This is a genomic window from Thermodesulfovibrio sp. 1176 (assembly GCF_029946585.1).
In the GTDB taxonomy this organism is placed as follows: domain Bacteria; phylum Nitrospirota; class Thermodesulfovibrionia; order Thermodesulfovibrionales; family Thermodesulfovibrionaceae; genus Thermodesulfovibrio.
Genome location: NZ_JARZRZ010000009.1, coordinates 1 through 19,044, shown reverse-complemented (window position 1 = coordinate 19,044; position 19,044 = coordinate 1). Strand labels below are relative to the sequence as shown.

Here is a 19,044-nt window from a genome sequence, read left to right as displayed (position 1 = left end):
GCAAAAACGGGATTTTAATTCATGTAACAAATTAAAATCCCACTTTTTTATCTGATTTGTGTAACAGATAAATTGCAAAAACGGGATTTTAATTCATGTAACAAATTAAAATCCCACTTTTTTATCTTAAATTTTTATTTCAACAAATAATTATTCTCAATAAAGCTATTGAATTTTCAGGCTATTTTTTATTTTTTTGACATTTTTTATAAAAATTCTAATTTTCTTAACCCTTTGATTTTTGGGAAAATTTTAATCTTTTTTCGTGTAAGGTATTTATAATAAATTAAAAATATTTTTTAATTTTTTAAAGATAGCTTTATATAGTCTTTGTAAGATGATACTTTATTGTAAGATTGATACGGTACCTGAAAAGACTTTCAATAACTACTTCGTAGTTATTGAAAATCAACCAGGAGTTAATTTATTCCCTTATAAAGGGGAATAAGTTTATCTCTCTTTTATTGAAGGATTTATTATGTTGCTACGTGTGTTTAATAAGCCTACAATTAAGAAAAAGGTTTCAATATGCTTTGCATATTGAAATGGCGAAGCTGGTTTTCAGGGACTTGTTAAATTTTCAATTTTCAGGTGCAGAAATATCTATCTCTACTTACTGTCCAGATGAACTGCTCCTCTCTTACAGAAGGGAATCTCCTGTATCTAATTGCTTTTCAATCCCATGAAAAGCTTTAAGCCCTCATTGATTTAAAGCAAGAAGTAATAAATATATATGCTACTTGACATTGAAAAAGCAGCAGAGATTATGGGGTTTAAAGATGGAAAGCAGTTTAAGAAGGTTGTGAAAAAACACAACATACCCCACATACGTCTTAATGCACGTAACTACATGTTTAATCTGGAGGACCTGAAAAAATGGATAGAAAAAAACAGGAAAAATTAGAAAAATTGCTTCTCACTAAAGAGGAAGCAATGGAATTTCTCGGTCTTAAAAGCAGAACCATGCTTAATTTTTATATTGAAAAAAGAGGACTTCCTTATTTGAAAATCGGGAAATTTTTAAGATTTCCCTTAAAAGATATAAAACGCTGGAAGGAGAGAACCATTGAAAAGGCTGTTGCTTAATGAGGTTGAAGTTTGCAATTTACTGAATATAAAGCCAAGAGCCATATCTTCTGCTGGAATTCCTAAAGTTAAACTTGGCAGGATGGTTCTTTATGATGTGGATGATATTCTCACATGGATTGAATCCTCAAAAAAGGCGGGAGCTACCCTTCCCTCTCTGATTGAAACTTTCTTTGAAACTGAAGAAATAAAAGGGATAAGTAATCTTTCACTCGCTCTCGGTGCTCCTTATAGATTCATCTTCAGTGAGGTTAAAAAGGGACAGCTTCCTTTTACCCGAAGAAACGGAGATTACGTATTTAGCATAAAAGCATTGAAAGACTGGATTAAGGAAGCCAAGAGAAAATGGAAACAACAAACAGAAAGAGAGGAGCAGCAGAAACAATGAAATGGATTAATCACAAAATTTCCACTTTTTCTCTGGTTTTTCTGCTAACAAGCGATTTTATCTCATCTTTAATTGCAGCTGCAGGCAGCATTATTCCTGATGCTCTGGAAGGTCATGATTATGACACTGACAGATGGAGAAAAAATCATAGACGGCTCAGTCACTGGTTGCTGGGATATGTTATCTCGGGATTAATTCTATGGTCACTATTATACCTGAAGACAAAGGTTAATGTTCTGGCTATTCCTTTTGTAAATTTTATACAAGGTTTTAAAATTTTTAATTCAGAAACCCTGCTTTTTGTTCTTCTCTATGCAGTTTTTTATACGGTTATTGGCTGTGTTCTTCATATTCTTGAAGATTCTCTGAGCAGTTCTGTTCCATTATTACACCCGACAAAAAGAACTTTTTCCATTGGAATAATGAGAGTTGGAAGTCCTGCTGAATACCTTCTGAGCTTTGGATTGCTTTCAGGCGTGGTTCTGTGGAGGTAAAAGTATGCGTGACATAGTTTTTTGAAGGATGTGAAAGATGGGGATGTCAGAATTAGTTAAAAAGATAATTGAAATGGAAAGAAAAAAAGATAAAGCTTTTATGATATTTGATCCAAAAGCAAATTTAGATAACATTCCTGAACCTAAAGGAATGTCATGGCTACAGTCAAAATTGATGAAGGAATATGTTAAAAAAGGTATTAAGAAGATACGAATAATCGATATAGTCCCATCAAAAATAAAAGAGATATATTATACAATTGGCTCTAAAAGAAAAACATAATTCCAACAGTTCGTTAAAAATAAAAAAGGGGCTTTCGCCCCTACTACTACCAGACCTGGCAGAGGAAGATTTTTTTACCATCTTCCTCAGCGGTCTGACAAATTTTGTATTTCTTATCAGAAACACGAAAAGTGTCTCCAATAAGAAATATTTGTTCAACAATTTCTTTTTTTAGGCCGGTGATACCAGCCAAAAAAGAAAGATCAATTTTTTCAAATACTTGAAAATTTTTGGTAATCATTTTCCCCTCCTAAAAAGGTTATTCCCTGCAATGCAGGCAAACTAAAATTGCTGAAAAAAGGAAAATAAAAAATAAAAATTAAAAAATTGAAAATAAAAACCTGCATTGCAAGAGAAAGGAGGGAATAATTTCAGGTTAGAAACCTGATATTCGAAAATCTACTGAACTAAAGTTATTTGTATATTACCCTGCGAATATTTTAAGTAATATTTCCATGCCATGCTTCCATATAGTATCCTATTACTGGCAGGAACAAAAGGTAAGATACCGTGGTGGCAGTTGACATTCGGGTGTTTTCCTGTGTTTATCTTTTCATCAAACTGGACTGCTTCCCGAAGAACACGGTTCTGGAGAGAAAGCAGGGTGAAAACTGTTGACCAATTTTATGTGAGAGATAAAGCAGGCAATATATGGTTCTACCTGCTACAGGAAGCAGAGTCTTCAGGCTTTCTCAATGTGCAGATACTGGGATATCCTATGGATAAACTTACTCAGGAAGAAATAAAAGAAATGTTTTCCTCTATATGCTGTTTTGCAAGAATTGATACCGAATATAGTCGTTTTGATAAAATTCTCTTCATTCACGATATTGTCATTCATCCAGAATACAGAAGACAGAATATTGGAAAGTTTTTATTCAGTGAGGTTATTGACTATTACAGAAAAAAAAACAGCTATCAATCAAAAAAATTACTGGTAGATTGGGAACCAGAGACGAATACGGAGAAGAGGATTTGAATCCGAGAGATTTTTTTCTGGAAGACTCTGGGATTCAAATTTAAAAAAGGACAAATCAAAACTATTGAGGCTGATTTTGATAGCTTGATCATTGATTCAGTGAAAGCATACAAAATGTCTCTGAATGAATATCTAAGAGAGATAGATTTTGAAATCCATCAAGAGACAATAACCCAGCAAAAGCAGCATATCACAGGTCTTATGGATAGTCTTAAATTTGAAAGAAACAAACCCTGCTGGTTAAGACTTATTGAAACTCTTGTAAAATACCTGAGTGGTTTATTCCTGTTTTTAAAAAAATTATTTTTTTGAAGTCTGATAAATAAAACTCCAAGAATTAAAGCTGAAACAGACAAAACAATCACTGATATAAGTCCCAGTATTGAGGGCACTTTTGTCTCATCAATAAAAGAAGAAATAAGTCCTGTGACAGAGATAATCAATGATATGAAGGTCACTATGTTAAAGGCTTTTCTTCTTGATTGGACAAAGGTTCTATCTTTCTCCTCAAGCTTCTCAATGTTTGTTGAGTTCAGCCACGTGGCTCCTGCTCCAAGCAAGGCAAGATTTAAGGCCAGAAGATATAAAAAAATCTGTTTCATATCCTCAATATTGAACCATAATAAAATAAATAAGAAAGTCATTAAAATCATAAACCATGAAATTTGCATAACGCAACCCTCGTTTTCTCCTGATGTTTTTTGTCTAAACGATATTACCTGTAAATATCTTTTATTTCAGAAAAAGTAATAAAAACATATGTTTAATTCTCCTGTAATCAAAATCAATTACCTCGTCCTTTTTCAGGTAGTTAAAAAATTGCCAGATCATGACAGCCTTCTATGTAACATTGTGGGAACCCAACTTTTTGCACAATTACCTAAGAAATATGCTGCACATGACTATAAAATCGGCGATACAGACTGGGCTGCTGTGTTTGAAATCAAGGGAGCAAGAATCACTCTCACTCAGAAATCACCTGCTTATATAAGAAAACTCATTGAATATCTCGTAAGTGAACCTCTTATTAATTATGAGTTGAGCATTAAAAAAATAGGAATTTATCAAAATCTGTTCAAAATTCTTATAAAAACAGATAAAAATTTCACAAACAGAGATTTGAATGAAATTTTTAAACCATATATAAACGGTCAGGAAATAAAAAAACACTTCCCCGAAGGAAAATTTGTTTTTATTAGATATTATGAAAACATTGAAGATTTAATAAAAAGTCTCCTTCTTTATGAAGATAGAATTCAGAGAGTTATTTATTTTAAATCCCTTGCTCAAGCAATAGTATATTCAGAGAATGGTTCAGTAGGGCTTCTTGTTGGTGAAAAGGGAAAAAATCTTATAACAGCAAAAAAGATTCTTCAAAGTTTGGTAGGTAATATTGATATTAAAATTAAATCCTTACAATAACAAACAAAAGGAGGTCAGTGTATGACTGAATCAGTGGCCCAAGAAGCCAAAAGTAAAGGACAGATAATTCTTGAAAGAAAAATGAAACAGATTCAGGACACAAGAAGCATTGTAGTCCTGATCAGTGAATCTGCTCTACCAAGAGAACTTGTATTCAGCATTTTTGAGCTTGACAAAAAAATTAATTCAATCATGAGAAATGTTGGTTTTTCTATTTCTCTTACCGAAGCTAAAAAAAAGATTGAAGAAGTAAGAAAAAAGATTTCCTCTTTGTGGGATAAACTCAAAGAGGTAATTCCAGGATTTTTTACATTTAATTACGAACAGTGGAATGAAGTCAATGATACTTATGAGCAAAAGCAACTTCTTATAAGACGAAGAAATTCCATTGTATTTATCCCCCGTTCCAATGAAGGAGCTCAGATCATGATGGCATTTAAAATTCTCAGCAAAAAGAGAATAGATTTTTCTGCAGAAGGTAATTTTGAGGGAATAGAAAAAATAGCAAGAATTTATCTTGATTTCGGCAGTCAGATTAAAACATTAAATGAATCTCTGTCCATAAAACAAAACAATGATGGTTCAGATAAATAAATCGGAGTAAATATATGGGGAAAGTAATTATTGACAGAAAAGATGAAAAATTTATTGTATCCATTACTCCTTATCTTGAAAATACTTTTGTTATTGACGAAGTAGAAATTTCAGAGGAGGCAGAAAATGCTCTGTTTGGCAGAAAAGGAAGCGATTCTGCTGTTAAAAAATTTGCAGAAGAATGGAGAGAAAAAGTATTTAAAGAATTCTGATCACAAAAAAGAAAAGGTCAAGTATAAAAAAGAGGAATCAGGAATTGTGAAAACATGCCTTGAATATCTCTCTTTAATGGGTTACATAGCAATAAGAAATAATTCAGGGCTTGTTATTTTTGATTCAAATAATAAAAAACGGGCAATTAAATTGGGAACAGCGGGCTCGCCTGACATAATAGCCTGCTCCCCTAAAGGACAGTTTGTAGCAATTGAATGTAAAAGTTCAAAAGGAAGGCTAACAGAAAAACAGAAAGAGTTTCTTAAAAAAGTAGAAAAACTCGGTGGAAAATCTCTCGTAGTCAAAAGTATTGATGATTTAATTAATAATCTTTAAAAGGAGGATTTTTATGTTCAGATATCCTGAAACTTTGCAGGAACAGAATATAAATCCTGAACTTTCAGGAATTAAGAGACTTATCGGGAGTATTATTGTTCTGGCTTTTAATGACCTGAAAAAATTGATTAAAAATCCTGTTTATTACAGTAATTTTCTTGCCAGTAGAGGTGAAGCTGCGGAACAGGTAATTAAATTCTGGGAAGAAGATGCTTATGTTTTCCTGTCTTTCATATTAAATGATTATAGAAGTGGAAAAATAATTAACAAAATTAAACCTCTGGTAGCTGAGGCAAAGGAAAAATTAAATGTTTATAAGATTTAAAGTTTTAATTTTATTGGTAATTTTTATGTTGATTTTTTTAACTCAAAACATAAGCAGCAGCCAGTCATTACAACCATACGAAATCAACCAGTGCTTTTTAGAAGCTGGTCAGAAATATGGAATACACCCAAATCTTCTCTGGGCAATAGCCAAAGTGGAATCCAATTTTAATTATACTGCATTGAACAGAAATGGCAATGGAACATATGACATTGGAATCATGCAGATAAATACCTCATGGTTACCTGTTCTCAAGAAGTATGGTCTTTATGACGAAAGACAAATCTGGAATCCCTGCTACAACATACATGTGGGAGCGTGGGTTCTGGCTCAATGTATTAATAAATACGGTTATACATGGGAAGCAGTGGGTTGCTATAATGCCAGCTCAAAAATAAAAAGAATTAAATACAGCCAGAAAGTCTGGGAGGTTTTAAGACAATATGTCAGAGAGCAGTGAACGTAATAATAATTATCAAAACTGGATTGTCTTTTATAAGTGGAAGGGTAATTTCTACAGAAAAACTGTTCTTGCACATAATAAACAGGAAGCAGAAAATATTGTCGTAGAAAAGCTGATTTCAGAAGGAAAAGGAACTGACTGCCTGATAATTGGGGTAACTGCCGAGCTTGATATAGACAGAATTTGAAACAAAAATATATGAACATATTATAATTAATACTAAAAATTTTAAAGAGGAGGGATGAAATTGAGACAGAACAACAAATTTAAACTATTATCTCTTCTGGTTTTACTTGTTTTTCTATTTAGCAGTTCTGGATGCGGGCAGATGATTAATGCTATCGAACACAGTGATATGCAGGTAAAACTGAAAATGACGGACACGATATTTCTTGACCCTGTTGTGAAAGCAAAAAACAAAACAATTTATGTAGCAGTGAACAATACCTCAGATATGCAGGAAGTAGACACAACGATGTTACAGAATCTTATTGTGAGCAGGCTTTCTGCTAAAGGTTATCAGGTTGTAACTGACCCTACACAGGCAGGCTATATAATTCAGGCAAATGTTCTTTATATGGACTACTATCGCCAGACTGGAACAAAAGAGGGAGCAGTGGAAGGGGCGCTTGTTGGTGCTGGTAGCGGTGCTTTAATTGGCCAGAGCAGAGATACCTCCATAGCTCTCGGATTAATCGGGGCACTGGTTGGAGGTGTTGGTGGAGCTCTTCTTGGAAAGGCAATAAAGGTAGAAACCTATGCCGGTGTTGTTGATGTTCAGATACAGGAGAGAACAGACAAACCAGTTACAGGGCAGATTATAACCAACGCTCAGCAGGGTTCATCAACCACCATTCAGACAAAACAGGAAATAAGCTCTAACTACCAGATTTATAGAACCAAAATAGCCTGCACTGCTCAGCAGACCAATATTGATAAAAATGAGGCTGCAAGAGCTATTGCAGATAAAATAGCAAATCAGATAGGCGGTATATTCTAAGGAGGAAATATGAGAAAAAGGACAATAGTAATATTATTGTTTATTTTAGCAATTTTTGTATATATCAGTTCAGCTTTTGGTTCAGAGGATGTTTTTGAAGTGTTTGCTCGATCAGAAATAAACCCTATATATGAAAAGATCAAGAAAGAAAATAATCTGGAGGACATAGTTTCCTTTATTGAATATCTTGAAAAGTTAACTACTTTACCTGAAAAAGCAAAATATGCTGTTTGTATTGGTTCTGTTGCAGTTAGTATTAAAACAGAAAAAGGAAATGATTATGTATCCCCAATATATCTTTATATATTTGACAAATACAAGGAGAACAAATTTGATGGAGTGCATTTGATATTTAGAAACAAAGAGATATTGAAGTTTTTTGTAAAAAAAACAAAAGCTTTCCCCAAAAAACTAGATACCAGTTGTGAAGACACTGCCAAAAAGTATAATTTAAGACTTTATAATATCTGGGAAAATACTATTAATCCAAATATGCCCTATGAGTTTTACTTGGAGAAGGGATATTCGCAAGATGATATTAAAAATAACCTGATTATAACCACCGTGATAAGTCCTGCAGTTGAAAAAAGACCCGAACTTGAAAAGAAGTTCTATTTCCCTGCCAGCTTAAAGTTAAATCTGCAAACTTATTATGAGTTTATTGATCAGATATTTCTTTGGATCAAAAAAGAGGAAGATATTTTGAAGAATCTTTAATTTTTAAAAAATTAAATGTTTGCTATCAGAAACAGTGGAAAGTTTTCCACCGTTTTTTTTTATCTTTATGAGTAATATTTTCTATAAGAGATAATTGCCCCAAAAAACATTAAATGGAGGTAGAAGTGAAAAATGTAATTTTATTAGGATTAATATCATTAATGTTTTTTACTTTACCACTTGTTTATGCCGCAGATTTAAAAACTGATGAAGTGAAAGCACAGTTGATTAAATTTTTTCCTAATTTTTCTATTGAATATGTTTCTGAATCCCCTATACCTGGTTTATATGAAGTAGTAGATAAAAACGGGCAGATAATTTACTGGTCACCGAAAGGTTATGTGGTTTTTGGTGAAATCTGGACAACTACAGGGGTATCAATAACAGGAGAAAGAAGACAGCAGTTAGCAATTAAAAAATTTGAAAGCCTTGATTTATCTAAAGCAGTAAAAATAGGTAGCGGCAAAAATAAAGTAATTACTTTTACTGACCCTGATTGTCCTTTCTGCAGGAAAGGTTATGAATACCTTTCAAAGAGAGATGATGTAACAGAGTATCTGTTCTTTCTTCCATTTCACGGAGACTCTTCAAAGAAAAAGATAGCTTATGTGATTTGCAGCAAAGACAAGAAAAAGGCTTACTCAGAAGTTATGAGCGGTAAAGAAGTATCTGTGACTGAAGAATGTTTAAAGAAATCCGAACAGGCAATAAACGACCATTTATCCATTGCTCAAAGTCTTAACATAGGAGGAACTCCTACTTATTATGTTAAGGGCAAACTTGTACAGGGAGCTAATATTCCTCTGTTAGACAACGTATTAAATGGAGGCAAATAAAGTGAAGGCAAGAGAGTTTATAAAAATAGCTTTAATTTCTGTAGTTGTTTCTATTTGTTCTATTTTGATTTATGACAAATTTTTTGCAACCAAAATAGTGACATTTGACCTGAAAGGGTATGTGGCAGTGCTTAGGGATTTATATCTCACAAAGCAGATAGATGAAGCGGAGTTAAAAAAGAGAATAGATAAAATTGAAGAAATCGTAACAAAAACACCAAAAAGAAAAGTAATAATTACATCTGATGTAATTTTAGGGGGTGACAGAGTTGAAAACATTACTCCAGAACTTAAAGAATATTCTACAAAGAAGACAGAGATACCTGAGCCTCAAGGCAAATAGGCTTCTTAAGAATCCAAGGCAGTTATTTTTAACTATTTTTGGTATTAGTGCTTTTGTTTTTTTAGGATATGCATTAGTTTCAAATCTTGCTGTAAGCTATGGAAATTCTATTGATAAAAAACTTTTCTGGAAAGTTAATTCAGAAAAAATTGAAAGAGGAGATTATGTTTTGGTTCAAACAGACAGAGAAGATATATTTGCCAAAGGACATATTATTGCAAAAATAATAGGTTGTTCAGAAAGAGAAGTTCTTGAGATAGAGGGAGATGAATATTATTGTAATGGGGATTATCTTGGCAGAGCAAAGCATCAAAGCAGGACTGGTATTACAGTTAAACCATTTAATCCCTGTGGAACTCTTTACTGTTTATACAAAATTCCAGAGGGGCAGTATTTTGTAGTAGGAACACACAAAGACAGTTATGACAGCAGATATTTTGGACCTGTAAGGAAAGATAAAATAATAGCAAAATTGTTACCGATATTGTAGGAAAAATGGAAAGGATTTTAACAATTTTAACAGTCATTGTAGTTCTGGTTTTATTTATTATTCCTATATGGGCTCAGAGTTCTCAGGAGCCTTTACAGGAACAAAAGAAGGATACCTATTACAAATCGCCAACCAAAGAGGGTTGGTGGTGGTATAAGGATTATCAAAGACCCAAAAAAGAGGAAGAAGCGAAAAAAGAAGATGTAAAAACAGAGCAACCAAAGCAGACATCTACTCCGAAGCCATTGAAGGAGTATTCTTACAATGAGCTTTTATATATGCACCCTGATGAATTTAGCAAACTGTATGACTACTATCTCAAAAAAGCAGTTCAGAGACCTACAGAAGAAAATGTATATGAATTTTACAATCTTCAGGATGTAGCAAGAAAGAAGGCGTTGCTTTTTTCTCATTATGCAGGCTATGTGTGGCAGAAGTATCCTGAGCTTTCGACAGAGAGAGATATTCCCATATCCGGTCCGGGTATGTCAAAGAAGAGAGACCTTATAGCAGGAGAACTTCAGAGCTATGCAAAAAAGAACGCTTCAGAGTTTGGATATGTAGTGTTTGTTCAACCTGGATGTGGTTACTGTGATTCTCAGTTAAAGATACTTAAATATGCAGAAGCAGATGGAATACCAATAAAGGTGGTTGATATAAGTAAAAACCCTTCTATGCAGGCAAGGTTTGGCATAGAAGTAACCCCGACCATAATAGTTGTTGATCAAAAAACAGGACAATATATGCCTATAAGTTCAGGAGTAGTTTCCTTAGATGAGATATACACAAGAACTGCAAGAGCGATAAGACTTATGACAGGAGAGGATGATCCTGCAAGGTATGGAATATATGATTTTCAGAAAGGCACAAGTCTTGATCCGCTTGAGCCTCCACCGCTCTGGAAAAAAGAAAAAATATAAATAAATAAAGGGGTGATATAAATGACTAAATTACTTGAGTTAATAGGTTTAAAGAGAGAAAAACACGAAGAGGAAGTTTTATCTTATTCAGAAATTGAAGCAGATTTAAGACGAAATAAATTAAGTAAATATTTCAGTCCTATTGCTTACGATGAGGAAACTGGGATTTTTTACAATCAGGATGAAACAATTGGTATAATGTATGAATGCACGCCTGTTTTAGTATTTGGCATGCAGTCACTTCAAACTCTGAAGGGATTATTTCAGATAAACTATCCTGAAGGAACGGTTTTGCAATTCATTCTTTATGCAGACCCTGATATATCTGCATATATGGATTATTATGAATATTATAAAAGACAGTCTCCTGATTATATTAGAATGGCATATCGCTCTTTAAGGGAATTTTATGAAAAACAAAAAACAGGTAATCCTCCTATAAGAAATTACAGGCTGTTTTTTACAGTAAAACTTCCTGTAAAAAAGACAACAGATAGTCTTCTTAAAGAACTAATATCTTCAACAAGAGAAATTTTGCAATCTGTTCATTTAAATCCTGTTTTATGTGGTCCTGATGTATATCTAAGTTTATTGAGAAAAATAATAAATAGTAGAAAACCTGAAGTAATTAATTCATGGTGTAAAAATAAACCAATTAATGCACAGGCAATTTCTGCAGATACAGATATAGAAGTTGAAAATAGATTTATAAAGACTAAAAGTAAATTCGTAAGACAAAATGGTAAAGGACTGGAAGATAGTGAAGTTACAAAATACTTTAGATGTGTAACAGTAAAATCAATGCCACAGGAAATAGACTTTTTTTGGGCAAACAGAGTAACAGGAAGTTATGATGGAATAAGCGGTGATGTATCGCAGATAAATACTCCATTCTGGTATACCCTCAATATATTTGTTGAGGATTTGAAGACAAAAATACACGGCAAAGCAAATCTTATCTTCAGTCAGCAGGCAATGGGTTCATTCATAGCCTCTTTGAAAAGAAAGCAGGAAGAGTATTTTTGGGCAGTTGACAAAGTAGATAAAGGAGAGAGATTTTTCCGAATAATTCCTATAATCTGGGTTTATTCGGAAGATGAAGAACAGACAAGAACAGCAGTTTACAGAATAATAAAACTATGGGAGTCAACAGGTGCGGTAATGCAGGAGGACTCTACAATACTGCTTCCTCTCTTTACATACAGTTTACCTTTTGGCTGCTATGCAGACCACAGAACAATAAATCTTCTTGATAGAGACTTTATAGTTCCGTCGGAGACACTTCCTCCTATGATACCTGCACAGGTTGATTATATGGGAACAGGAGAACCTGTTCTTATATTTAGTGGCAGAAAAGGACAAATAGTAGGACTTAATATATTTAGTCAGGGGAGTTCTTCTTATAACTTTTACATTGCAGCTCCTACGGGTAAGGGTAAATCGTTTACCTGTAACTATATGGTTGCCAACTATCTTGGGGCAGGAGTTAAAACAAGGATGGTTGACATAGGTGGTAGTTACAGAAAACTTGCTAAAATGTTTAATGGTAAATTTCTTGAGTTTTCTCCTGACAGTGATATATGTATAAATCCTTTTTCTAACATAAGAGAAGCACAATATGATATTCCTGTTATTTCAAACATAATTTTACAGATGGCTATATCTTCAACGGGGCAACTTCCTCAAGGGACAAACCACGAAAGCGTTGTAAATCTAATAAGTTCAGGAGTAAGATGGGCAATTGAAAAATTCGGGCAGAATGCTATGGTTGACCACATACAGATTTATCTTTCAGAGTTTCCAAAGCATTACAATGGCAAGGATATCCTTTGCGAAGGCAAAGAAGCGTGTATTGAAGACTTTAAATTATTATCCACTCATCTGGCATTTAATCTGGATAAGTTTACTTCTGCAGGTATATATGGGAAATATTTTAACGGTCCAACAAGTTTTGATATATCTCAGGATAACTTTGTAGTTCTTGAACTTGAACATTTGAAAGCATTACCAGATTTATTTAAAGTAGTAGTGCTTCAGGTTTTAAACACAGTTACAATGGATTTATATCTCAGCAGCAGAGAAAACCCTCGTATGGTAATTATGGATGAAGCATGGCAGTTTTTGCAGGATACAGAGATTTTTCAGAAGGTTATAGAGGAAGGATATCGTAGAGCAAGGAAATACAAAGGTAGCTTCGGAATAATAACACAGTCTATTCTTGACCTTGAGCATTTTGGAAGAGTAGGACAGGTTATTAACTCAAACTCTGCATTTAAATTTTTCCTTGAAAGCGGTGACTTTGTGATAGCCAGAGACAAAAAACTTATTGATTATGACGAGTTTACTTTAAATATTCTTAATTCGATTAAATACAATGCTCCGAAATATTCAGAAATTTTTATACATTCTGATGATTTTGGGGTCGGTGTTGCAAGACTAATGGTTGACCTATATTCATATTACACATATACCTCTGATCCAACAGAAATAGCAGAAATACAAAACATGGTGAACAATGGAATGAGTTATGAAGAGGCAATCAATGAGATGGTTAAAAGACGTAATAGTAAGTAGTTTATTGTTTTTTCTTGTAACCATATCCTATGCAGAACAGAATGCAGCGGATATAGCAGGAAGCATGCATTCTCAGTATAGAGATAAAGCAGGCTCGGAAAAGGCAATAAAGCAGAACTTTGTAAATCCCTTACTTGGCGGAGACAAACTTTTTACCATTGACAGTTCTAAAAGTGGTGATGTGCAGTTAGTATGCCCAAGCAGTAAAGAATTTCTTACAGTGCTTGTAAAACCAAAAGGCACAGGTGATTTTGATGCAGACATATACTGGGATAGCGATATGGATGGGAAAATGGATAAATCAATGGCGGTAAGTAATGTATCGGGTATATGCACCAATGGATTTATAAGTTGTCAGCCGGGGACATGGGTGAACTGTAAAAACTATTCATTTGAATACAACAATGGAAACTTACAATTGCAGGAAGTTGGACTTACATCTTTAGCAGGATGTTTTTGTATTAATCAGTCCTGCGGGAATAATCTCTTATGGAACAATGTTGGATATGTTTTAAAAGTTTTTGGTGGAGCAGTGGCAGGTGCTTTTCAGAAGGCAGATTCAAGGTATGCTATATCAGATGCAAGGATAGATGGTGCAGCAATATATTTTTATGGACAGAAAACAAGAGATTGTGGGATAGCAAGCGGCGGAAGCGGTGCTTTATATCCTGAGCAATACTGGAAATCTCCTTATACAATTTCTTCTTCTGTTGAAGGGTTAGTTTTGTCTCAATCTCAGGATTCAAGTAGTTTTTATAGCCTTATGCATAGTGCTTACAATCAATCTCAAAGTATTTCAAATCTTAGGTCTTGCACAATAAGACGAAACTTAAGAGAGCAGAGAATAGGAATTTATGACATTATAGAACCGGTTGGAGGCAATGGTGGAACAGTAAGGTCTTGCGGAGAAAAATGTATTCAAGTTGTTTTGGGATGGGAAGGAGACAACTACTGGTGTGCTGGCTGTTCGATATTTGAAACTTATTATGATTTACTTATTAAACGACCTGATTTAATTGAAAAAGCAACATTGATAAGAGCAAAGTGGGACGATTGGATTCAGGTATGGTTTAATAACTATCTTGTATGGAATGGTCCATATGGGAACTGGACAGACCCTAACAGTTATCCTCCTAGCAGTTGTGAACTTTCAACAAGCTGGGATTGGGGTTTAAATATTGATGTTACTAATTATTTTAAACAATATGGGCAACCTCATACTTTAAGAACAAGAAATAGAGTAGCAGTTGCTGGTTGTGGAGAAGGATTTTCTATAGCAAATATATATACAAATACTACCTGTGAATTACTGCAAAATATAGAATCTACGTGTGACGATTATGAAAATAATCAAAATTGTGTTTTATGGGAAGAAACAATAGACAATGTCCAAACAATAAGACAAGGAGTTAGAACAGGGCTGGTTCCATTAAAACAACCTGTTACTGCATGTGATAAAACATATGTTTTTGATTGGCTGTTAAAAAGTAGAGTATATTTATGTAAAGACCAAGGAATAGATTTATCAGGAGCAAAACAAAGACTTGCAACTGTTGTTCCATCAAGTCAGTATTCTTCAGACAGAATAACCTTTACAGATATAAGGAAAGAAGGTAATACATGGAATACTTATGTAAATCAACAATTTATTGTTGGGGGAGGAGCAACAGGGGAGTCTTGTGAAAAAGCCTGTAGAGTTAAAGTAAATCGTCCTAATGTAGGAGTTGGAATAAGCGGAAGAGTTACAGAAGTAAATACAGGAAATATAAATTGCATTTATTACTATCGTCCTTGCTACAATGACATTTGTCCTGCCCAAGAAGGTGAAACCATAGATATTCCATGTCAGTGCATGAATGACTTCGGTGCAGCATCAACCCTTATGCAGACAATGAGAATTGCGGGACAGGATATGATCTGCACATCAGGCAATATAAAGACACTGCCGGGGTATTAGTTATGTGGATTAAGAAGGCAATATCACTGATTATTGTTTTTATTTTTGCATTTACTGAAGTATCTGTGGATCTTCAATACTTATCAAGTCTATTTGGTTTTTCCAAACCTGTTGGACAATTTAACCTTTTATCTGTAGCTTACGCAGATACAGCCACTCCATACTGCAGTCCTGCAGACAACGGGCAGGTGGGTGTGTTTTCCTCTGGTTCAGGATACTGTGAGCTTGATCCCCTTGATACATCAGGGAAATGCCCTTCACCTTACATATTTTCAACGGAGTATAAAAAATGTGTTACAATGCCTCTTTGCCCCGGGCTTTATATATGGAACTCCCAGACAAAGCAGTGTGAGAGCGTGACAGCAACTCCAGTGGGGGACACAGAGCCTACATTTCCCGAGAACTCCTGTGCAGTGGACGCAAATGGTGATGGGGAGATACAGCAGAACGAAATCCATCAGTGTCAGCAAACACCGCAGGGATATATATGCCCTACAGGGCAGACACAGTGTAACCCTCAGTATCAGCAGCCAAGTTGTCCTGCACAGTATACTTATAATGCAAACACTCAGAAATGTGAATATACCCCGACAGTGGGAGTGTGCTCTTCTCAACAGGTTCAGATAACTCAGTATCAGTGTCCCGTGAATGGGCAGATATATAGTGATTTGAATCAGTGCAATAGCGCATGCTTACAGACGGCACAGTGTAGTGCAAGTTATGGGGACATAACATGGAGTCCTCCTCGTGGTCCTTGTGGCAATCCTATATCTACTTATGATGATTTTAGACATGGTCCACAGGTAGTGTGTGACTACTTATGGCCAGGATCGGTAGCAGTAAGTGCTAGTTGTTATCCTAGTGAATGTTCACATCGGTGTGATATGAGACATAATGGAGAGTGGTATTGTAATACTTCGTGCCGAGATCAGGGATGGTGTTATCGCTGTGGTATAGCCTCAATAACCTGCCGAGGTTTTGTAGGTTATACTTGTCCCCTTGGCAACTACCCCTGCACAGGTAATCCACCTACATGTCAGAAAGGACAAGCTTGTGTAACTTATAACCAAACAGTTACTAAGTGGCAGTGTTCACTAGATGGTGTTCAGTATGATACACAGGAGCAGTGTGCAAATTCCTGTCATTCGGCGTGTCCTGGGGGCGGAGTATTTAATCCTGCCATAGGAAAGTGTGAAGTTACTCCAAGTTGTTCTACAGGGCAATTACAACCACCTGGCTGTTTTTTAGGATATGGCTGTCCACTTGGTGATTATCCTTGTCATCAAATTGAAAATCAATGGATGTGTTCTCCTTATCAATGTATCACGCAAAGTCAACTACAGGATCAAGGAGACGTTATACCAGGTGGATATGAAGATGACGGACCACGAGACGAACAAGGCAATTGTCTTGGAACGATATACATTTTTAACGGCAAAGGCATGAGATGCAGAAAATCAGGAGTAGATACTGGTTTTCATAACTGTTGTAACGAATCCAGAGGAAAACTCTACGATTCTACTGGGTCTATTGGAGGGGGGTTAGGTGCTATATGGGATTTACAAAAAGTTGTTTCAGGTGTATATACAGCAATAAATCTTGGCACTAATGTATCAAAAGCTACTTTAATACAATTCAATGCGGCTACAGGGAAAGCTATTTTATCAGGTCCTACTGGGAGTGTGACTTATGCTTTAGATAGCAGTCAAGCAAATGCACTTTGGAATACTATTCAAAATACACCAGGGGCTGCAACTCAAGTCGGTGGAGTTCCAGGGTCTTATGTTACTTATCAAGTACAAAATCCGGATTTACTTACAGCAGGAAGTATAAATGAATTTTTAAAACAATCAGGAATTGCAAGTTCTGTTGTATCTTTAGCCACATCCATGATCATAAAAGACCCTGTTCTTTCTTCTGCGGTAAATGTATGTGCCCAATCTATATTAGCAATAGCCGGATATGGAAGTGTACTCGGTGTTGCTACAGCAGTTGCAAGTTTAGCAATGGCTTTATTTATGAAAAAATGTGATCAACAGGATATTATGACGTCCACTTTTAACGATTCCGGGTACTGCCACGAAGTTGGTGAATACTGTATTAAGAAGTGGCCAATGGTTGGCTGTGTGCAGAAAGCAAAAGGTTTCTGTTGTTTCAACAGTAAACTTGCAAGAATAATACACGAACAGGGAAGACCTCAACTTAAAGGATTTCAACCTGATGGTGCATGGGGTGATCCAAAATCTCCAAATTGCAGAGGTTTTCTACCTGAAGAGTTTCAGGCACTTGATTTTAACAGGATTGACCTCAGCGAATACATTGAAGACATACAGAAAAATATAAGACAAAATCTTGCACCACAACTGCAACAGCAGATACAGCAGAATTGGGGGAGATAATTTTGTATAGAAAATTTATTTTGCCAATTTTAATAGGTTTTATAAATGTTTGCTTTTATGTTTCTGTTTGCTTAGCAGAAATCATAGGCACTAACGGTGCAACCTATCCTATTGCAGAGTCTGATGCCTATGAGGAACTTATGGCAAAGGTAAAGAGCACAAATTGGGATAGAATAGTCAAAGATTACAAAGCAGATATAGAAAAAGTTACAAAAGTATCCTTTAATCTTGGTAGAGCTAAAGAAGACAAAACATTTTATGTTAATCCTACTTATACTCTTCAGTTTGACATAATGGATGAAAATGGTCGGATTATATATCCAAAAGGTTATAGCTTTAATCCTCTTGATTACATTAGTTTTCCATATTATCTTGTTTTCTTTGATGGTAATTCAGTAACTGAAATTGCGTGGATGAAAAAACAGGAATGGTTTAATAATTGGAATGTCATGTTTATTCTTACCAAAGGAGATGTAATAAGAGCAGAAAAACAGCTTGGCAGAACAGTATTTGTTGCGACACCTCAGATGATAGAAAAATTTAAAATATCTAAAACGCCTTCTTTAGTATCAACACAAAACAAGCAACTTGTAATAAGTGAGGTGGGTATATATGGAGAGAAAAAGAAATAGTTTTATTTTTGTATTAGTTTTATTAGTTTTAGTTTTAATGCATGCAGAGGGATACTGTATGGATAAATGCAAGGCATCGTTTATAAATCCTGTAACCGATATAAGATGGGATGCTATGTTTCCTGTAGAAATTGCAGGGATAGAGGTTAAAGGTCCGAGCAATTTGCCCGATCCTGATAAAGTAGGCAGCGTTATATGTATGTGTAAAAGAGGGAATAATATTGTATTAGGCGTAACAGTTTCCTATTGGAATCCCACAAGAATAGTTGAAACAACGAAGGTGCCCTATTGTTTCCCTACAATGGGAGGGTTGCAAATGTCTAATCCTGAGCAGGGAACAAAGCATGGTTCAAATGATCCTAAAGTAAATAGACAATATACAAAGCAGAATGCCCATTGGTATGTTTTCCCTGTATGGCATGTGCTTGATCTTTTTGTAGATAATCCCTGTGTTCCTGTGGAAGGTTTTGACCTTGCTTATATGACAGAGATAGACCCTACGTGGAATAATGATTTGATAGGATTTATTCTTAATCCTGAAGCACTGCTTTTTGCAAATCCTGTTGCTCAACTTGCCTGTATAGCTGATTCTG

General features: G+C 34.9%; 26 protein-coding genes. 24 read left to right on the top strand and 2 right to left on the bottom strand.

What is annotated here, in order from left to right:
- The first annotated feature begins 733 nt into the window (after nucleotides 1-733).
- From QI155_RS10800 to QI155_RS10780, 5 genes are read left to right on the top strand one after another with little or no spacing between them, the layout of a single operon-like run.
- The gene (locus tag QI155_RS10800) at nucleotides 734-904 is read left to right on the top strand and encodes a helix-turn-helix domain-containing protein (RefSeq protein WP_281321646.1); all 171 of its coding nucleotides are present in this window, start codon (nucleotides 734-736) and stop codon (nucleotides 902-904) included.
- Entirely contained in the window at nucleotides 877-1,086 is a 210-nt protein-coding gene (locus QI155_RS10795; protein ID WP_281321645.1) for a helix-turn-helix domain-containing protein, read from the top strand. Before QI155_RS10800 ends, QI155_RS10795 begins: the two co-directional genes overlap by 28 nt.
- Nucleotides 1,067-1,474: a helix-turn-helix domain-containing protein gene (locus QI155_RS10790; protein ID WP_281321644.1), complete on the top strand. Its 408-nt coding sequence runs from the start codon at nucleotides 1,067-1,069 to the stop codon at nucleotides 1,472-1,474. Before QI155_RS10795 ends, QI155_RS10790 begins: the two co-directional genes overlap by 20 nt.
- The gene (locus QI155_RS10785; RefSeq protein WP_281321643.1) at nucleotides 1,432-1,968 is read left to right on the top strand and encodes a metal-dependent hydrolase; all 537 of its coding nucleotides are present in this window, start codon (nucleotides 1,432-1,434) and stop codon (nucleotides 1,966-1,968) included. The genes QI155_RS10790 and QI155_RS10785 overlap by 43 nt, the downstream gene beginning before the upstream one ends.
- Before the next feature lie 43 nt (nucleotides 1,969-2,011).
- Nucleotides 2,012-2,251, top strand: coding sequence for a hypothetical protein (locus QI155_RS10780; RefSeq protein WP_281321642.1), 240 nt, complete (start codon nucleotides 2,012-2,014; stop codon nucleotides 2,249-2,251).
- Between the two features lie 46 nt (nucleotides 2,252-2,297).
- Here QI155_RS10780 and QI155_RS10775 read toward each other — a convergent pair whose 3' ends face one another.
- The gene (locus QI155_RS10775; RefSeq protein WP_281321641.1) at nucleotides 2,298-2,492 is read right to left on the bottom strand and encodes a hypothetical protein; all 195 of its coding nucleotides are present in this window, start codon (nucleotides 2,490-2,492) and stop codon (nucleotides 2,298-2,300) included.
- A 219-nt stretch (nucleotides 2,493-2,711) separates the two neighbouring features.
- Here QI155_RS10775 and QI155_RS10770 point away from each other — a divergent pair, with 219 nt between their 5' ends.
- A complete protein-coding gene (locus tag QI155_RS10770; protein ID WP_281321640.1) occupies nucleotides 2,712-3,230 on the top strand; it encodes a GNAT family N-acetyltransferase in 519 nt (172 codons plus the stop codon).
- A gap of 158 nt (nucleotides 3,231-3,388) precedes the next feature.
- Here QI155_RS10770 and QI155_RS10765 read toward each other — a convergent pair whose 3' ends face one another.
- Nucleotides 3,389-3,832 (bottom strand): hypothetical protein, encoded by a 444-nt coding sequence (locus QI155_RS10765; protein WP_281321639.1) that lies wholly within the window; start codon nucleotides 3,830-3,832, stop codon nucleotides 3,389-3,391.
- Between the two features lie 217 nt (nucleotides 3,833-4,049).
- Between QI155_RS10765 and QI155_RS10760 the strand changes: the two genes are divergently transcribed.
- From QI155_RS10760 to QI155_RS10675, 18 genes are all read left to right on the top strand, one after another.
- The gene (locus QI155_RS10760; protein ID WP_281321638.1) at nucleotides 4,050-4,652 is read left to right on the top strand and encodes a hypothetical protein; all 603 of its coding nucleotides are present in this window, start codon (nucleotides 4,050-4,052) and stop codon (nucleotides 4,650-4,652) included.
- 21 nt (nucleotides 4,653-4,673) lie between these two features.
- Complete coding sequence (locus tag QI155_RS10755) at nucleotides 4,674-5,246, top strand: hypothetical protein (RefSeq protein WP_281321637.1); 573 nt, start codon at nucleotides 4,674-4,676, stop codon at nucleotides 5,244-5,246.
- A 14-nt stretch (nucleotides 5,247-5,260) separates the two neighbouring features.
- The gene (locus QI155_RS10750) at nucleotides 5,261-5,458 is read left to right on the top strand and encodes a hypothetical protein (protein ID WP_281321636.1); all 198 of its coding nucleotides are present in this window, start codon (nucleotides 5,261-5,263) and stop codon (nucleotides 5,456-5,458) included.
- Nucleotides 5,459-5,504: 46 nt separating this feature from the next.
- Complete coding sequence (locus tag QI155_RS10745) at nucleotides 5,505-5,795, top strand: VRR-NUC domain-containing protein (RefSeq protein ID WP_281321635.1); 291 nt, start codon at nucleotides 5,505-5,507, stop codon at nucleotides 5,793-5,795.
- Between the two features lie 13 nt (nucleotides 5,796-5,808).
- A complete protein-coding gene (locus QI155_RS10740) occupies nucleotides 5,809-6,120 on the top strand; it encodes a hypothetical protein (RefSeq protein ID WP_281321634.1) in 312 nt (103 codons plus the stop codon).
- A complete protein-coding gene (locus QI155_RS10735; protein ID WP_281321633.1) occupies nucleotides 6,104-6,580 on the top strand; it encodes a lytic transglycosylase domain-containing protein in 477 nt (158 codons plus the stop codon). Before QI155_RS10740 ends, QI155_RS10735 begins: the two co-directional genes overlap by 17 nt.
- Nucleotides 6,564-6,770, top strand: coding sequence for a hypothetical protein (locus QI155_RS10730; protein ID WP_281321632.1), 207 nt, complete (start codon nucleotides 6,564-6,566; stop codon nucleotides 6,768-6,770). The genes QI155_RS10735 and QI155_RS10730 overlap by 17 nt, the downstream gene beginning before the upstream one ends.
- Before the next feature lie 54 nt (nucleotides 6,771-6,824).
- Nucleotides 6,825-7,583: a complement resistance protein TraT gene (locus QI155_RS10725; RefSeq protein WP_281321631.1), complete on the top strand. Its 759-nt coding sequence runs from the start codon at nucleotides 6,825-6,827 to the stop codon at nucleotides 7,581-7,583.
- Between the two features lie 9 nt (nucleotides 7,584-7,592).
- The gene (locus QI155_RS10720; protein ID WP_281321630.1) at nucleotides 7,593-8,300 is read left to right on the top strand and encodes a hypothetical protein; all 708 of its coding nucleotides are present in this window, start codon (nucleotides 7,593-7,595) and stop codon (nucleotides 8,298-8,300) included.
- A 125-nt stretch (nucleotides 8,301-8,425) separates the two neighbouring features.
- On the top strand, nucleotides 8,426-9,136 hold the full coding sequence (locus QI155_RS10715; protein WP_281321629.1) for a DsbC family protein: 711 nt from the start codon (nucleotides 8,426-8,428) through the stop codon (nucleotides 9,134-9,136).
- Nucleotide 9,137: 1 nt separating this feature from the next.
- Nucleotides 9,138-9,479, top strand: a complete 342-nt coding sequence (locus QI155_RS10710; RefSeq protein WP_281321628.1) for a hypothetical protein — start codon at nucleotides 9,138-9,140, stop codon at nucleotides 9,477-9,479.
- Nucleotides 9,406-9,969 carry a signal peptidase I gene (lepB, locus tag QI155_RS10705; RefSeq protein WP_281321627.1) on the top strand — a complete coding sequence of 188 codons (564 nt, stop codon included), beginning with the start codon at nucleotides 9,406-9,408 and terminating at the stop codon, nucleotides 9,967-9,969. The genes QI155_RS10710 and lepB overlap by 74 nt, the downstream gene beginning before the upstream one ends.
- A gap of 5 nt (nucleotides 9,970-9,974) precedes the next feature.
- Nucleotides 9,975-10,889, top strand: a complete 915-nt coding sequence (locus QI155_RS10700) for a conjugal transfer protein TraF (RefSeq protein ID WP_281321626.1) — start codon at nucleotides 9,975-9,977, stop codon at nucleotides 10,887-10,889.
- A gap of 21 nt (nucleotides 10,890-10,910) precedes the next feature.
- Complete coding sequence (locus QI155_RS10695; protein ID WP_281321625.1) at nucleotides 10,911-13,463, top strand: TraC family protein; 2,553 nt, start codon at nucleotides 10,911-10,913, stop codon at nucleotides 13,461-13,463.
- Nucleotides 13,432-15,420 carry a hypothetical protein gene (locus QI155_RS10690; protein WP_281321624.1) on the top strand — a complete coding sequence of 663 codons (1,989 nt, stop codon included), beginning with the start codon at nucleotides 13,432-13,434 and terminating at the stop codon, nucleotides 15,418-15,420. The genes QI155_RS10695 and QI155_RS10690 overlap by 32 nt, the downstream gene beginning before the upstream one ends.
- A gap of 2 nt (nucleotides 15,421-15,422) precedes the next feature.
- The gene (gene traN, locus QI155_RS10685; RefSeq protein WP_281321623.1) at nucleotides 15,423-17,819 is read left to right on the top strand and encodes a conjugal transfer protein TraN; all 2,397 of its coding nucleotides are present in this window, start codon (nucleotides 15,423-15,425) and stop codon (nucleotides 17,817-17,819) included.
- 2 nt (nucleotides 17,820-17,821) lie between these two features.
- Nucleotides 17,822-18,451, top strand: coding sequence for a hypothetical protein (locus QI155_RS10680; RefSeq protein ID WP_281321622.1), 630 nt, complete (start codon nucleotides 17,822-17,824; stop codon nucleotides 18,449-18,451).
- On the top strand, nucleotides 18,432-19,044 hold a 613-nt coding region (locus tag QI155_RS10675; RefSeq protein WP_281321621.1), incomplete at its 3' end, for a TraU family protein. The genes QI155_RS10680 and QI155_RS10675, both read left to right, overlap by 20 nt.

What these genes read in the sequence shown, in the direction of transcription:
- QI155_RS10755 (WP_281321637.1), top strand. Translation starts at nt 4,674, where the DNA reads ATGACTGAATCAGTGGCCCAAGAAGCCAAAAGTAAAGGACAGATAATT.
- QI155_RS10785 (WP_281321643.1), top strand. Translation starts at nt 1,432, where the DNA reads ATGGAAACAACAAACAGAAAGAGAGGAGCAGCAGAAACAATGAAATGG.
- QI155_RS10795 (WP_281321645.1), top strand. Translation starts at nt 877, where the DNA reads ATGGATAGAAAAAAACAGGAAAAATTAGAAAAATTGCTTCTCACTAAA.
- QI155_RS10720 (WP_281321630.1), top strand. Translation starts at nt 7,593, where the DNA reads ATGAGAAAAAGGACAATAGTAATATTATTGTTTATTTTAGCAATTTTT.
- QI155_RS10695 (WP_281321625.1), top strand. Translation starts at nt 10,911, where the DNA reads ATGACTAAATTACTTGAGTTAATAGGTTTAAAGAGAGAAAAACACGAA.
- QI155_RS10800 (WP_281321646.1), top strand. Translation starts at nt 734, where the DNA reads ATGCTACTTGACATTGAAAAAGCAGCAGAGATTATGGGGTTTAAAGAT.
- QI155_RS10700 (WP_281321626.1), top strand. Translation starts at nt 9,975, where the DNA reads ATGGAAAGGATTTTAACAATTTTAACAGTCATTGTAGTTCTGGTTTTA.
- QI155_RS10750 (WP_281321636.1), top strand. Translation starts at nt 5,261, where the DNA reads ATGGGGAAAGTAATTATTGACAGAAAAGATGAAAAATTTATTGTATCC.
- traN (WP_281321623.1), top strand. Translation starts at nt 15,423, where the DNA reads ATGTGGATTAAGAAGGCAATATCACTGATTATTGTTTTTATTTTTGCA.
- QI155_RS10690 (WP_281321624.1), top strand. Translation starts at nt 13,432, where the DNA reads ATGAGATGGTTAAAAGACGTAATAGTAAGTAGTTTATTGTTTTTTCTT.
- QI155_RS10725 (WP_281321631.1), top strand. Translation starts at nt 6,825, where the DNA reads ATGAAATTGAGACAGAACAACAAATTTAAACTATTATCTCTTCTGGTT.
- QI155_RS10730 (WP_281321632.1), top strand. Translation starts at nt 6,564, where the DNA reads ATGTCAGAGAGCAGTGAACGTAATAATAATTATCAAAACTGGATTGTC.
- QI155_RS10735 (WP_281321633.1), top strand. Translation starts at nt 6,104, where the DNA reads ATGTTTATAAGATTTAAAGTTTTAATTTTATTGGTAATTTTTATGTTG.
- QI155_RS10770 (WP_281321640.1), top strand. Translation starts at nt 2,712, where the DNA reads ATGCTTCCATATAGTATCCTATTACTGGCAGGAACAAAAGGTAAGATA.
- QI155_RS10740 (WP_281321634.1), top strand. Translation starts at nt 5,809, where the DNA reads ATGTTCAGATATCCTGAAACTTTGCAGGAACAGAATATAAATCCTGAA.
- QI155_RS10780 (WP_281321642.1), top strand. Translation starts at nt 2,012, where the DNA reads ATGTCAGAATTAGTTAAAAAGATAATTGAAATGGAAAGAAAAAAAGAT.
- QI155_RS10775 (WP_281321641.1), bottom strand. Translation starts at nt 2,492, where the DNA reads ATGATTACCAAAAATTTTCAAGTATTTGAAAAAATTGATCTTTCTTTT.
- QI155_RS10765 (WP_281321639.1), bottom strand. Translation starts at nt 3,832, where the DNA reads ATGAAACAGATTTTTTTATATCTTCTGGCCTTAAATCTTGCCTTGCTT.